Source organism: Butyrivibrio sp. INlla18 (genome assembly GCF_900103635.1).
Taxonomy (GTDB): domain Bacteria; phylum Bacillota; class Clostridia; order Lachnospirales; family Lachnospiraceae; genus Butyrivibrio.
Genome location: NZ_FMXK01000006.1, coordinates 202,091 through 217,054 on the forward strand (window position 1 = coordinate 202,091; position 14,964 = coordinate 217,054).

11 protein-coding genes and 1 pseudogene are annotated in these 14,964 nt (G+C 38.5%); 11 read left to right on the forward strand and 1 reads right to left on the reverse strand.

Annotated features, from left to right (window positions below; translation table 11 throughout):
* The first annotated feature begins 15 nt into the window (after window positions 1-15).
* From BLS24_RS15570 to BLS24_RS04985, 3 genes are read left to right on the forward strand one after another with little or no spacing between them, the layout of a single operon-like run.
* The gene (locus tag BLS24_RS15570) at window positions 16-1,242 is read left to right on the forward strand and encodes an ion transporter (protein ID WP_242872234.1); all 1,227 of its coding nucleotides are present in this window, start codon (window positions 16-18) and stop codon (window positions 1,240-1,242) included.
* Complete coding sequence (locus tag BLS24_RS04980; RefSeq protein WP_091756714.1) at window positions 1,235-2,089, forward strand: HAD-IIA family hydrolase; 855 nt, start codon at window positions 1,235-1,237, stop codon at window positions 2,087-2,089. The genes BLS24_RS15570 and BLS24_RS04980 overlap by 8 nt, the downstream gene beginning before the upstream one ends.
* Window positions 2,082-3,998 (forward strand): alpha-L-arabinofuranosidase C-terminal domain-containing protein, encoded by a 1,917-nt coding sequence (locus BLS24_RS04985; RefSeq protein ID WP_091756716.1) that lies wholly within the window; start codon window positions 2,082-2,084, stop codon window positions 3,996-3,998. The genes BLS24_RS04980 and BLS24_RS04985 overlap by 8 nt, the downstream gene beginning before the upstream one ends.
* A 72-nt stretch (window positions 3,999-4,070) precedes the next feature.
* Here BLS24_RS04985 and BLS24_RS04990 read toward each other — a convergent pair whose 3' ends face one another.
* On the reverse strand, window positions 4,071-4,715 hold the full coding sequence (locus BLS24_RS04990; protein ID WP_091756718.1) for an RpiB/LacA/LacB family sugar-phosphate isomerase: 645 nt from the start codon (window positions 4,713-4,715) through the stop codon (window positions 4,071-4,073).
* A gap of 231 nt (window positions 4,716-4,946) precedes the next feature.
* Here BLS24_RS04990 and BLS24_RS04995 point away from each other — a divergent pair, with 231 nt between their 5' ends.
* From BLS24_RS04995 to smpB, 8 genes and pseudogenes are all read left to right on the forward strand, one after another.
* Window positions 4,947-6,311: a tetratricopeptide repeat protein gene (locus BLS24_RS04995; protein WP_176764335.1), complete on the forward strand. Its 1,365-nt coding sequence runs from the start codon at window positions 4,947-4,949 to the stop codon at window positions 6,309-6,311.
* Window positions 6,311-6,982 (forward strand): thiamine diphosphokinase, encoded by a 672-nt coding sequence (locus tag BLS24_RS05000; protein WP_091756722.1) that lies wholly within the window; start codon window positions 6,311-6,313, stop codon window positions 6,980-6,982. The genes BLS24_RS04995 and BLS24_RS05000 overlap by 1 nt, the downstream gene beginning before the upstream one ends.
* On the forward strand, window positions 6,979-8,157 hold the full coding sequence (locus BLS24_RS05005; RefSeq protein WP_091756724.1) for a cation diffusion facilitator family transporter: 1,179 nt from the start codon (window positions 6,979-6,981) through the stop codon (window positions 8,155-8,157). The genes BLS24_RS05000 and BLS24_RS05005 overlap by 4 nt, the downstream gene beginning before the upstream one ends.
* 19 nt (window positions 8,158-8,176) lie before the next feature.
* Window positions 8,177-9,898 carry a DUF4153 domain-containing protein gene (locus BLS24_RS05010; protein ID WP_091756726.1) on the forward strand — a complete coding sequence of 574 codons (1,722 nt, stop codon included), beginning with the start codon at window positions 8,177-8,179 and terminating at the stop codon, window positions 9,896-9,898.
* A gap of 130 nt (window positions 9,899-10,028) precedes the next feature.
* Window positions 10,029-11,576: a 2,3-bisphosphoglycerate-independent phosphoglycerate mutase gene (gene gpmI, locus BLS24_RS05015; protein ID WP_091756728.1), complete on the forward strand. Its 1,548-nt coding sequence runs from the start codon at window positions 10,029-10,031 to the stop codon at window positions 11,574-11,576.
* Between the two features lie 87 nt (window positions 11,577-11,663).
* Window positions 11,664-11,906, forward strand: a complete 243-nt coding sequence (gene secG / locus BLS24_RS05020; RefSeq protein ID WP_091756730.1) for a preprotein translocase subunit SecG — start codon at window positions 11,664-11,666, stop codon at window positions 11,904-11,906.
* 105 nt (window positions 11,907-12,011) lie between these two features.
* Window positions 12,012-13,994 (forward strand): annotated as a pseudogene (rnr, locus tag BLS24_RS05025) (ribonuclease R); the annotation flags it as partial.
* Window positions 13,995-14,474: 480 nt separating this feature from the next.
* Entirely contained in the window at window positions 14,475-14,945 is a 471-nt protein-coding gene (gene smpB, locus BLS24_RS05030; RefSeq protein ID WP_071176215.1) for an SsrA-binding protein SmpB, read from the forward strand.
* The last annotated feature ends 19 nt before the right edge of the window (window positions 14,946-14,964 follow it).

Consider the following 14,964-nt stretch of genomic DNA (forward strand, 5'->3'; position numbering starts at 1 on the left):
GGAGATGGGATAGCTGTGTCAAAGGGGATGAATGCAGGTAATCTAGAAAAGCGTTTTAATTCCAGACGAATTAAGGCCAAGATCTTCAACATGGTAAGTGTTGGAGTTATTGATGAGCCAATTAATAAGTTTTATGACGTTATCAGTATTATTGCTATCATCTTAAACCTTGCTGCGGCTTTTGCCATTACATTTGATTATATGGAGGAGCACTATAAAGGGCTCCTCCTTGCTATTGAAGCAGTTACAACTGCCTTTTTTGCAGTTGATTATGTTCTAAGGATCGTATCAGCTAATGAGCTTTATCCTAAGCTCTCAGAAGGAAAATCTATTATCAGATATATCTTTTCCTTTACAGGTCTGATCGATCTTTTATCATTTTTACCTTATTATCTTCCGGTATTCTTTCCGGCAGGAAGTACAGTATTTAGGCTTTTTAGAGTCGCTAGAATACTGAGACTTTTTAGAATCAATTCCTATTATGATCAACTTAATGTTATTACTGAAATTATAGTATCCAAGAGCCAACAGCTCCTTGCCTCAGTATTTATCATATTTATCCTTATGCTTGCATCAAGCCTTTGCATGTACAGCGTGGAGCATGAGGCACAGCCAAGAGTTTTCCAAAATGCATTTTCAGGAATATGGTGGTCAGCATCTACACTTTTAACTGTTGGTTATGGAGATATATATCCCGTTACCATAACTGGTAAGATATTGGGCATCATTATCAGTTTCCTTGGTGTTGGAATGGTTGCGATTCCTACAGGTATTATTTCTGCTGGATTCGTGGAACAGTACCAGAGACTTAAGACTGTTGGAGACTACGCAGAGGAAGAAAACCTTCACTTCATAAGAGTTAAGGTTCTTGATAGCGATGTGTGGAATGGCAAGAAGATCATGGAGCTTGCACTTCCAAAGGATGTCATAATCGTAGCTATTCAAAGGGGCAAGGATACCATAATTCCTAGAGGCGATACAGTTATAGAAAAAGGCGATGTAATAGTCATGTGCGCCGAGAAGGTCAAGGATATACAGCCTATTGATCTAAAAGAAATAGTCATAAACGAAGGTCATTCCTGGAACGGCGTTGCAATTAAAAATCTTGATATTTCAAGACAAAGCTTTATATTTATGGTAAGGCGTAGGGGCAAAGCTATGCTTCCAAAGGGCAGCCTAGTTATCAAAGCAGGAGATGTAGTGCTTCTATATGAGAAGCATGTAAGAAACGAGAATGTATAACAGTTTAGAATTAAAACAGCAGATCTTTAAAGACACAGATCTTTTTGTTCTTGATATGGATGGCACATTTTATCTTGAAAATGACATCCTTGATGGAGCGTTAGATTTTCTTGATGTAGTAAAAAAGGCAGGAAAAAGATACATCTTTTTTACTAACAATTCTTCAACTTCAGCAGAGCTCTATATAGAAAAGCTTGCTAAGATGAACTGTCATATCACAAGAGATATGATCATGACTTCAGGTGATGTTATGATCAGATTCCTTCAGACAAATTACCCAGGTAAAAAAGTCTATCTTCTTGGCACCAAGCCACTTGAAGATAGTTTTGAAGAGGCGGGCATCACCCTTTTTAACAAGGATAACAGCGATGCTCTTGCTAATATGTCAGAAAGACCTGACATAGTTGTAGTAGGATTTGATAAAACTCTTACATTTGAAAAGCTTTCAAATGCATGTACTTATATTCGTGAAGGTGCTCTTTTCCTTGCAACTCATCTTGATATAAATTGTCCTATGAAGGGTGGATTTATTCCTGATTGCGGAGCTATCTGTAAAGCTATCGAGCTTTCTACAGGTGTGTCTCCAAGGTTTGTAGGTAAGCCATTTAAAGAGACTGTCGATATGGTTGCTGATGCTACAGGTGTAGAGCGCAGCAAGATCTCTTTTGTTGGAGACAGGATCTACACTGATGTTGCAACTGGAGTTAATAACGGAGCCAAGGGAGTTCTTGTTCTTACTGGGGAAACCAAAGAAGAAGACATTGCAAAGTCAGACATAAAACCAGATGTGGTTTTTGAGTCTATAAAAGAAATTGGAAATATCGGGAGGTGTTTAGCTAATGAGTAAGACTATTAGCAAAGGTATGTTTGGACTGTTCTTTGAGGATATCAACTACGGTCTTGACGGTGGACTTCATGCAGAAATGCTTGAGAACCGTAGTTTTGATTTTTTGGAGTGTCACGGACATAAATCAAATTATTATCAGCAGGAGGCTCCTTTATACGGATGGGGTGCATATCCTTCTGCATCAGATATAGAGCTTACAGCTTCTAAGGAAAATCCACTTAATGATGTTAATCCAAGTCACTTGGTTGCAGACGTTAAAAAGGATGGAGCAGGCTTTACTAACAAGGCTTACGAAGGAATCTTTTTAAAGAAGGGGGTAGGCGCTGATATCAGCTTCTATGCTAAGGCAGACAAAGAGACATCAGTGTTTATTAAGATCTTTTCAGAAGATGGAAAAGAGCTTGTTTCAAGTGCTGAGATCAAGGTATCATCAGCTAACTGGACAAAATATACTACAGAGCTAATTAACAATGAGGACATCAAAGCTGGTAAATTTACTGTAGTTGTTGGTAATAGCGGCGTTATTTCTTTTGACCAGTTCAGAGCATATCCAAAGGATGCTGTACTTGGCCTTTTCAGAAAAGACCTTGTGGAGCTCTTAAAGGATCTTAAGCCTGGATTTATGAGATTTCCTGGCGGCTGCGTAGTAGAAGGTAATGAGCTTACTAACAGATATCAGTGGAAGCTTACAGTAGGCCCTTCAGAGGAAAGAAAAGCTAACTGGAACAGATGGGCAGTTCATGGTAATGACAACGATCACGGCAACAAGGATATGGGAGATTTCCCTTATTACAACCAGACTCTTGGAATTGGTTACTATGAGTACTTCCTTCTTTGCGAGTATCTTGGTTGTGAGCCACTTCCAGTTCAGAATGTTGGACTTGCTTGCCAGTATCAGTCAGATCAGCTTGTAGAGAGTTCATCACCTGAGTTTAATGAGTTTGTTCAGGATGCTCTTGATCTTATCGAATTTGCTAATGGTGACGTTAATACTAAGTGGGGAGCTGTTCGTGCCAAGATGGGACACCCAGAGAGCTTTGACTTAAAGCTTATTGGTATCGGTAATGAGCAGTGGGAGACTGATAAAGTTGATTTCTTCCACCGCTATGATGTATTTGAGAAGGCTATCCATGACAAGTATCCTGAGATCAAGTGCTGCGGAAGTGCTGGTCCTGATGTTACATCAGATCACTACAGAGATGCTTGGAATCACTTCTCACCAAAGATGAAGGCAGATGCGAATTACAGCTATGCTGTAGATGAGCATTATTATGTATCAGATGAGTGGATGTACAACAACGTTCACATGTATGATGCATATGACAAGCACAAGAAGGTATTTGCTGGAGAGTATGCTTGCCATATAAATCCAGATAGAGTACCAGAAAAGAGAAACAGCTTTGGTGCAGCTCTTGCTGAGGCAGCATTTATGACTGGTCTTGAAAAGAACTGTGACGTTGTACTTATGGCTTCTTATGCACCATTATTTGCAAGACTTAAGTTTACACAGTGGCAGCCAGATCTTATCTGGTTTGATGCTTCATCAGCTTATGGTTCACCAAGCTACTATGTTCAGAAGATTTATGCTAGATTTACAGGAACAGAGCTTGTTGATGTAGACTTTGATGAGCTCGAGAAGGATAGAGTATATGTAACTGTATCTAAGGATTCTAAGAAGATGTACATCAAGGTTATCAACGCTGGAAATGCTGATGTAGAGCTTAACCTTGCTACAATAAACGGATATCACAAAGGTGCAGCTAAGATCTATAAGATGGAAGGCGACGTAGATGATTGCAACAGCATCGAAGAGCCTACAAAGGTAGCCCTTGTAGAAGAGGACGCAGAGCTTGGATTTAACTACATTTCTAAGCCTAATACTATTTCAGTTATTGTTTCTGAAATCTGATAAAAACTGATGTTAAAGCAAATTAAAAGGATGTGTCTAAAAATGACACATCCTTTTATGCTACAGAAAAAATTATTTACCAAGGATCTTATGAACAGCTTCTTTGATACGAGCATCCTTTGCATTAGCATCAAAATACTCAAGGAAGTGCTTACCTGAAAGAGCCCCCTTAACAAGGTCCTGATCAAGGTTTTCTAAGATCTCAACAACATCCTGCTTGTAAGTTACCTTCTTAACTTCATCAAGGATCTTCTTGTTGCGCTGCTCTGGAACAGCTCTTTCTCTTGGATATCCCTGTCCACTTGCTTCACTAAAGAGTTTTTCAAATGTGTACTCAAGGTTTAACTCTGCGCCCCAACCTGACTTAAGAGCGAAGTTCATTGAGATAGCATTACCATCGTTGATCTGGGCGAATGTATAAGCATCAAGAGAATCTGTTACATGTCCGCAGATAACACCTGGGAAGCTGTTGCAAGCGAGCATAGCGCCTTCGCCTGTGCCACATCCTGTTACAACATAGTCAACTGCGCCTGAGTTAAGAAGAACGCAAGCAAGAATACCATTCTGAACGTATGTAAGCTGAGCCTCGTCTTCAGCAGAGTACATTCCATAGTTAAATACTTCAAAGCCGTGCTTGTCAGCAACTTTTTTGAGAGCGCCATAGATCATTTCATTCTTGGCTGCCTGGCTATTTTCATTGATAAGTGCAATTTTCATTTTAATTTCCTTTCCAAATCATCATCTACAAATGTTAGAAGTTTATTATGACTATAATTTTAGAGATATATGGATATAAAGTCTACTTGTTATCAAGATTTGTGTTATTTTTGCAAGATTTATGTCAAATTTTTTTGTGAGTTTTTATTTCTTTAGGTATAGAATAATTCATGCTATACTATAGATTGTTTGTTTTATTATTATGAGATTTTTTGTACAGAGGATAAGGATTTGGGTTACAACAGAAATAGGGTTAATAACAGGAAAAGAAGAGGCTATAGGAAAAAGAAAAGAGGAATCGATCTAAAAAGAATAGGTATTATCGCAGTAGCTACAGTTGCAATAGTGATCTGCGGTTACGTTGTATACAGCCACCTTCCATTTGTAAAAGTAAATAAGGCAATTGCTGCTGGTGACAAGTTTACAGAAAATGCAGATTATCAGTCAGCGATAGAGTCATACCAGAAGGCACTTGATATTGATAAAGAATCAGTTACAGCATATTCAAATCTTGCTGGAGCGTATCTTAGTTTAGATGACCTTGAATCAGCCAAAAACGTATTTTATGAAGGATATGAGAATACTGGAAACACGGCTCTTTTAGACAATTATCACACAGTAGTTTTGAATCAAGCAGTATATGCCATGAATGATCAAAAGACTGATCTTAACACTGTTTTATCTATCGTTAATGTATTAGAAGAAAACGGTGAGAACGCACATGCAGTAGAGCTTTTAAATGCTGCTTCTGACAGATGCTTTGCTGATTCTTACAGTAGTGATATGAACCAGCTTTTTAGATCAGGCGATGGAAACTTGCCAACCTTCGAGCAGTATGCAGAGATGATCGGTAGGATGGTATCAGTTTATCAAAGTAATGGCTCAGAGGAACTTAAGGGAGCAATCCAGAACTATCTTGTTCCTAACATAGATTCTTTTGCATTAGACGTAGACAGTGTTGATTCATATCTTAGCCTTATTGATTCTACAACATCAGTTGTAGGTTCAAATGAGGAGATTGATTCTTTTAAGGCATGTCTTAATAATTCAAAAGAGGTTTTATCAGTATTTTCTGATATATTCACTCAGCTTGATGTTGGAAATGTAGATGAACTCAGAAACTTTGTTGTTTCTGATTCTTATATCGCTTTAAGAGACGTGTTCCTTAATAATCAGGACACTCCTCAGGAGAATACAACCTACGTTCCAATCAGTCGTGAAGCAATCGTTCTTGATAGAAAAGATGCTACATGGTCATACAGATTTATGAACTTTGAGGAGAATCCTGAGACTAGCGGAGTTATCACTCTTTGGGCTAATTTCTTTGAGGATAATGGTGTTCAGAGAGCAGCTATTTCCTATGAACCAGCTGCTATAAATGGGAATGTTTATCCTCATACTCAGTATTCTGTAACATATCTTTTAAGCTATATCACATCTGGCAAATCTACTAAGGTTGCTCAGATGAACTACAGACTTGATACTACTATCACTTATGAGGATGGCTCCATTGACGAGACTATTGTTGGAGACTGGGGCGGATCCAATGAGTGGGTTATGGATATCGACACTATTGAATCTAGGATTAAAGCATAATGGATAAAAAATGTGTTATTGTCTCAGCTGGTGATTTTGTTCCAGTTGATCTTGATCTTAATGACGGAGATTTTCTGATAGCATGTGATGCTGGCTTTTTGAATGTTCAAAAGCTTGGGCTTTTGCCAGATCTTATTATCGGTGATTTTGATTCTTTATCAGAAACTGGAAGCCTTGGTCTTGATGCTCTTCGTGAAATAGAAGAGGCAGATCCATCCCGCGTCATGAGACTTGATGTTATGAAGGACGACACAGATACCATTAAAGCCGTTAAAGTTGGCTTATCTAAGGGCTACACTAAGTTTTATCTCTATGGAGCTCTTGGAGGCAAGAGAGTAGATCATACTATTGCTAATATACAGACTCTTACCTATATCAAACATGGCGGTGGTAAGGGCTATATCATGGAGCATAACAGAGTTCTTATGATAGCTGAAAATGAGACTGTTAGGTTCCATGCTGGAAATACAGGCTATATATCAGTCTTTTCATTGTCTGAAGTTTCAAAAGGTGTCACATTAAAGGGATTGATGTATAATTTGGATAAAGGAGAGCTCCGCTCAGATTTTCCTTTGGGGGTCAGTAACGAGTTTATTATTGATGAGGAGGCTGAGATAACCGTTGAGGAGGGAACGCTTCTGATAACGGCATATTTCTCTGATGAATTATGATATGTTTTCTCGCGAAGTTTTTTATCAAAGATAATGATAAGGTAAATCTACCTTCAGTAAGGCAAAGCTATGGCGTCCTAAGTGGCGCTACTGGCATTGCCTTTAATATTATATTGTTCCTGTCTAAATTCTTTGCAGGGTTAGTCAGTGGTTCTATTGCTATCATGGGTGATGCATTTAATAACTTATCTGATGCGGCGTCCTCTGTGGTCACACTTGTTGGATTCAAGCTTTCGGGACAGGAAGCTGATGAAGATCATCCCTTTGGTCATGGCAGAATAGAGTATATAGCCGGACTGATCGTTTCTCTTTTTATTGTCATAATGGGTGTTGAGCTCATTCATTCTTCCTTTGACAAGATATTCCATCCGGAAAAAATTGAATTTAATGCAACGATAGGTGTTATTCTGTTGTTTTCTATTTGTATAAAGCTGATCATGTTTCAAGGAAACATGCAGGCTTCAAAAAAAATAAGCAGCGCCGCGTTGAGAAATACTGCGATAGATAGTATTTCTGATGTTTTCACCACATCTATAGTTTTGATATGTGCCATTATCAATTACTACATGGGACTTAATATCGATGGCTTTGTAGGAATTGTAGTTGGACTTCTTATTATCAAGGCTGGTATTGATGCAGCAAGGGATACCATAAGTCCTTTGCTCGGAGAACCACCTAGCAAGGAACTTGTAAATGAGATTATTACTACAGTCACTGCTCATGAAGGAATTCTTGGTGCTCATGACCTTGTGGTTCACAACTATGGACCAACCAGGATCTTCATGTCTTTGCATGTAGAAGTTCCTGCTGATAAAGATATTATCGCTATTCATGACCTTATAGATGACATAGAAAATGAACTTCATCAGAAATATCATTGCACAGCAGTTATTCACATGGACCCTGTAGTAGTTAAGGATGATGAGAGGGATCTTCTTAAGAGAAAGGTTAAGCATCTTATAAATGAGCTTGATCCGGATCTTAATTTCCATGATTTTAGACTTGTTCATTCTGGGGAAGAGGGCAAAAAGCTTACCTTCGATCTTGAAGTTCCATACAAATATGATCTAAGTGATGATCATATTTTGGATTATCTAAGGAACCATATAAAGGGAATTGATCCTGAACTTGAGATGGAAGTTACTATCGACAAGGAGAAGAAGGAAAAGCAGTAAGGCGCAAAAAGGAGAGTATATGTTGGGACTAAAAAAATTAAAGCAGGTATACTTTGATATCATCAAGGAGCATAAGTTTTCCTTTATTACAGTCTTGCTCGCAATGATCATTACCACAGTTACGTATGGATATGAGATTCATAGCATTGACGATTCCTCAAATTTTTTATTCAGATTTCTTATTCTTTCAGCCTTTGGAATAGTATTGTGTGAGACGATTCACAAATATAAAAAGACTTCTGACCCTGAGTATGGGAATAAGAAGAAAAAATATAGTATCCTATATGCGATTATTTCAGTAGCGTCTATTGGTATTTCTCTTGTAAATTCTCTGTATTCTAATATTCTCGATAATGAAGTTGTAGAGACTATTATAGGGAATTATGTGATCTTTTATTTATTGATAACGGTTTTACTTTCAGTATATTTCTTTTATAAAAGAAGCGGCGAAAAGTTTGAAACTTACATTGCTAAAGCTTTTTGCAGTATGGCAAAGGCACAGCTTGTTTATTTGATCTTGGCAATTGGCTTTCTGATCCTTATTGGGATTGTCGATTCTCTTTTATTTGATTCCTATGAGATTTATCTGATTGAAAGAGTTGAGCTCATGTTAGTTGGGCTTGTTGAGTTTCCATGTCTTTTAACAGGCTTTTCTAAGACTGATGAAGAACTTGATAAATTCTGTAAAGCACTTTTTTCATATGTGTTCATGGCTCTTTTAGGTATTGCATATGTGATCATTTATGCTTATATCATTAAGATCGTTGTTACATGGACATTCCCATCAAATGAGGTGTTCTCAATCCTTACAGGACTCTTTGTATGTTCTGTTCCAGCGTGGTTTCTTGCTCTTGGTTCCAATAAAGAGAACATGGAAAAGACAGTAAATATAATGCACTATGCATTTATTCCTTTTATTGTGCTTCAGATCATGTGTCTTTCTATGAGAGTATCTGAGTATGGCTTTACTTCTTCAAGATATTTTGGTATGGCACTTATTGTTTTTGAGATTGCATATATCATTTTCCATGCTGTATCAAGCATAAAGAATTGGGATAAAAACTATTACATTATCTATATGGGTATGATCGCTGCATTTATTGTGTTTATTATGCCTTTTGTCAACGTTAATAGCGTGGTGTTTATGTCTCAGAAAGCTAGAATCGAACAATACTTTAAGCTTGGAGATGCAGCAGAGATTGAAGATATTGAGGAAGCTAAAAGTGCATTTAGGATGCTTGAACAAAATGGCGGATTAGCAGCTAAAAGATATATTGAAAAGAATCTAACTGATGAACAGGTTGAGGAACTATCTGGAGAAGAAAGTAGCGTTCCTACTGATAATTTCTCTGTTTCTGCATTTAGCAATCATACCTCTTATGATGTGAGTTCATACAAAACACTGTATTTTGTTGATGAAGATCTTGGAGATAGATATTATACAGATCTTGATCTTAGTAAAGTACCTATTTATGCATATGATTTTGGAAGCGACGCAGATGAAGAGATCATAGGATATGCTGACCTTAGTAATATTGTAAATGAGATTTGCGAGATTCAACAAACTGCAGATAAGAATGATTCTATGGAATATCAGGATCAGCTTGGAGGTGTTATTGACGTTTATGTTCCGCTTTCTGATGGAGGAGTTTTAAAGATCACTAATCTTGTAGTTCGAGGAGATCATCTTGCAGAGAATCCGATCGAATCTATCAGTATAGAAGGCTATGCCTTCAAATAAGAATAATAAACATAATCTAACTTTTTTGTTAAATGCTTGTCAGATAGTAATTACATGAGCTATACTATGCAAGGACAGTTTTAATTATCAATGTTTTTAACGCCTTGAGCGTAGAATGGAGGATATATAAATGAGAGGTTCTAAGCCTACAGTTCTTTTGATCCTTGATGGATATGGACTTAATGATAACCCAGAGGGAAATGCTATTGCTATGGCAAAGACTCCAGTAATGGATGGTCTTATGAAGGATTATCCTTTTGTTAAGGGATATGCTTCAGGTCTTGCAGTTGGACTTCCTGACGGACAGATGGGTAACTCAGAGGTTGGTCACATGAATATGGGTGCTGGCCGTATCGTATATCAGGAGCTTACTAGAATCACAAAGTCTATCGAGGATGGCGACTTCTTCACCAATGAAGGACTTATGGCAGCTATCTATAACTGCAAAGAAAAGAATTCTGCCCTTCATATGTATGGTCTTGTATCTGACGGTGGTGTACACAGCCACATTACACATATCTATGGCCTTTTAGAGCTTGCCAAGAAGAACGGCCTTAACAAGGTATATGTTCACTGCTTCCTTGATGGAAGAGATACTCCACCAGAAAGTGGTATCGATTTCGTTCAGCAGCTAGAAGACAAGATGAAAGAGCTTGGCGTAGGTGAGATTGCTTCTATTTCTGGTCGTTACTACGCTATGGATAGAGATAACAACTATGACCGTGTTGAGCTTGCTTACAACGCACTTACAAAGGGTGAGGGCAACAAGGCAAACAGCGCACACGAGTGCATGGTTGAGTCTTACAAGAACGGCAAGACAGATGAGTTCGTTATTCCTACAGTTATCATGAAGAATGGTGCTCCTGTAGCAACAGTTAAGGATGGCGATTCAGTTATCTTCTTTAACTTCCGTCCTGACAGAGCAAGAGAGATCACACATTGCTTCTGCGATGATGATTTTGATAAGTTTAACAGAGGTAACAGATTAGATGTTACTTATGTTTGCTTCACAGATTATGATCCACTTATTCCTAACAAGGAAGTTGCATTCAAGAAGGTTCTTCTTAACAACACATTTGGTGAGTGGCTTGCATCAAAGGGAATGAAGCAGGCTCGTATCGCTGAGACAGAGAAATACGCTCATGTAACATTCTTCTTTAACGGCGGTGTTGAGCAGCCAAACGAGGGCGAGGACAGAGTACTTGTTAACTCTCCTAAGGATGTAGCTACATATGACCTCAAGCCTCAGATGAGCGCTCCAGAAGTATGTGAGAAGATTGTAGATGCTATCAACTCTCAGAAGTATGACGTAGTTATCGCTAACTTTGCTAACCCTGATATGGTTGGACACACAGGTGTTATTCCTGCAGCTGTTAAGGCTATCGAAGTTGTTGATGAGTGCGTTGGCAAGGTAGTAGATGCTGTTAAGGCACAGAATGGCACAATGTTCATCTGCGCTGACCACGGTAATGCAGATATGATGATCGATTATGAGACAGGCGAGCCTTGGACAGCTCACACAACAAATCCTGTTCCATTTATCCTTGTTAACTACGATGAGGCTTATACTCTCAAAGAAGGCGGATGCCTTGCAGATATCATTCCTACACTTATCGAGTGCATGGGTGAGGAGCAGCCTGCAGAGATGACTGGTAAGTCATTATTGATTAAAAAGTAATTTTATGATATATTATTACGTGCTTGTGACTTTTCGATTTTCAAGCAAGTAATTATATTGACAGTTGTACTGGGAGGGATTTATTTCGTGAGTACTTTAGCTTATGTTGTTGGTGTTTTATTTATTATAATTTGTGCCGCTTTGGTTGTACTCGTACTTGCACAGGAAGGTAAGAACCAGGGCCTTGGGGCTATTCAGGGTACAATAGAGAATACATACTGGGGAAAGAACAAAGGACGTTCAAGAGAAGGCATCCTTAAAAAGGTTACTGTAGTATTATCAGTACTTTTCGTTGTTCTCAGCGTACTTCTTGACATGAATATGTTCTGATCAGATATTTAAGTATTTGTATTTACGAAGGCACTCTATTTTTAGAGTGCCTTTTTTTCACATTATATTTACGAGGTTTTTATGAGTAAGGGAAAGAAGCTTAAGAGAGTAGAAGAAACCATATATGGAGCTGGAAAAAAGAAGGCTGAAAAATATATAGTTGGTCAGTTTATTTCTAATCCAAGGGGCTTTGGCTTTGTAGAAGTTGAAGGCATGGATGAGGATATCTTTATACCAGAAGAGTATGTTCATGGTGCTTTTCACACTGATACGGTTGAGGTAGAACTTTTACCTGAACAAACAGGTAAGAGACAGGAGGGCCGCATCAGGAATATATTAGTAAGAGGAATGGAAGAGGTTGTTGGAACATATCAGGCTGAAAAGAACTTTGGTTTTGTTGTGCCTGACAATTCCAAGATCCTTAGTGATATCTTTATTCCAATTGAACACAGTGGCAAGGCTGTCACTGGAGATAAGGTAGTAGTTAAGCTTACTGACTATGGCAATCAGGCACTTAGAAAAAAGCCAGAAGGAAAGGTGACTCAGGTCATTGGTAATATCAATGATCCTGGCGTAGATATCCTGTCTATAGTTAAGGGCTTTGACATTCCTTATGAATTCCCTGAAAAGGTCATAAATCAGGCAAATAGATGCCCTGATCAGGTATCAGAAGCCGATATGTATGGCAGAGAAGACCTAAGAGATGTTCAGATGGTCACTATCGATGGCGAAGATGCCAAGGATCTTGATGATGCTGTAAGTCTTTATATTGATGACAAGGGCTTGTATCACCTTGGGGTTCACATCGCAGACGTTACCAACTATGTTCAGGAGTCATCTGCTCTTGATAGGGAGGCATTAAAGAGAGGAACCAGTGTCTATCTTGTAGATAGAGTTATTCCTATGCTTCCTCATAGACTTTCAAATGGTATATGTTCACTTAATCACGGCGAAGATAGACTTGCTCTTAGCTGCCTTATGACTATTGACAAAAACGGCGGTATTATCGATCACCAGATAGTTGAGTCTGTTATCAATGTCAACGAGAGAATGTCTTATACTAGTGTTGCCAAGATACTTGCAGACAAGGATGAGGCAGAAATAGAAAAGTATAAAGAGCTTGTTCCTATGTTTGAGGATATGGCTGAGCTTTCAGCTATTCTTAGAAAAAGAAGAGAGGATAAAGGCTCTATTGACTTTGATTTCCCAGAGACCAAGATCATTCTTGATAGCGAAGGAAATCCAATAGATATTGTTCCTCATGAGAGAAACGTAGCAACTAAGCTCATTGAGGACTTTATGCTTGCGGCCAATGAAACTGTGGCAGAGCACTTCTTCTTTTTACAGAGCCCATTTGTATATCGTATACATGAACAGCCTGATCCTGAGAAGATATCTACACTCTCAGCATTCATCAGTAACTTCGGACTTCATATCAGGACCAGAAAGGATACTGGGGTTAGACCAAAAGAGCTTCAGAAACTCCTTAAGGGCATAGAAGGAACAAAGGAAGAAGCAGTCATCAGTAGAATGGCTCTTCGCAGCATGATGCAGGCTAAATACAGCACAGAATGTCTTGGACACTTCGGACTTGCCTTTGACTATTATTGCCACTTTACTTCACCTATCCGTAGATATCCTGACCTTCAGATCCACAGGATTATCAAGGATCACTTAAGAGGCAGAATGACAGAAGCTAAGGCCTCACATTATGCTGATATCTTGGATGAAGTAGCCAAGCATTCATCAGAGACAGAAAGACGAGCTGAAGAGGCTGAAAGAGAAACAGATAAGCTTAAAAAGGCTCAGTATATGGAAAATCACATTGGAGAGCGCTACGAGGGAATTGTTTCAGGTGTTACTGCCTGGGGACTTTTTGTTGAGCTTGAAAATTCCTGCGAAGGAATCGTTAGAGCAGCCTCTATGAATGATGATTTCTATGTATATGATGAAAACAATATGAAACTTGTGGGAGAAAGTACTCACAAGGAATATTGCCTTGGTCAGAAGGTTATGATAAAAGTCATTGGAGCTGACAGGATTGCTAAGACTATTGACTTTAGGCTTGTAAACGAAGATGACGACGATGATTCTTTTGACGAGAATGTATATGATAGCTTCATAGATATACCAAAGGCCAAGAAAATAGCCGATGAGAGGTCTAGAAAGATCAAAAAACTCGGAGCTATCGCAAGAGGAGAAGAGGCTGAAATCTCATCTGAAAAGAAAGATAAAAAAGAAAAGAAGTCATCTGGTAGATCCTCTAAGAAAGAATCAAAGAAAGCGGATAAAAACTCTGGAAGACTTGTAGAATATAACGGAGAGATGATAGACTTATCTGAGTACGAACCTGACTCTGTAACGGGAGGATTCAGGAAAAAGCGAAGTAAGTCTGATAAGCTTTCTACTTCAAAAAGAGGTAAGAGATCAGGAAGTAGTGATTCTGAAAAGAAATCTACACGCAAGGTTTATAAGGTTCATAAGTATAAGAAATCTGCCACAAGTAAGGCTGCTAGAAGCGCCCAGGGTAAAGGCAGAAAGAGAAAATAATTAGTATAAAGGTGTAATATGGCAGAAGATAACAAGGCTAGAAAGCTTGTAGCTAATAACAAAAAAGCATATCACGACTACTTCATAGAAGAGAAATATGAAGCTGGAATAGAGCTCTTTGGAACTGAGGTTAAGTCTATAAGACAGGGAAAGTGCAGTATTAAAGAGGCTTGGATCAGCATTGATAAGGGAGAAGCCTTTATCATGGGCATGAATGTAAGCCCATATGAGAAGGGCAATATCTTTAATAAGGACCCTCTTAGAGTTAAGAGACTTCTTTTACACAAGGCTGAGATCAGAAAGCTTGAACAGCAAAAGCAGGTTCAGGGCTATACCCTTGTTCCTCTTGAAGTGTATTTCAAAAATGGTAAAGTAAAGGTTGAAGTGGGACTTGCTAAAGGTAAAAAGCTCTATGATAAGAGGGCTGATATGGCCAAGAAAGACCAGCAAAGAGAAGCACTTAGAGACTATAAAGTTAGCTTAAGATAAAGAAATGGGACAGGCTCAT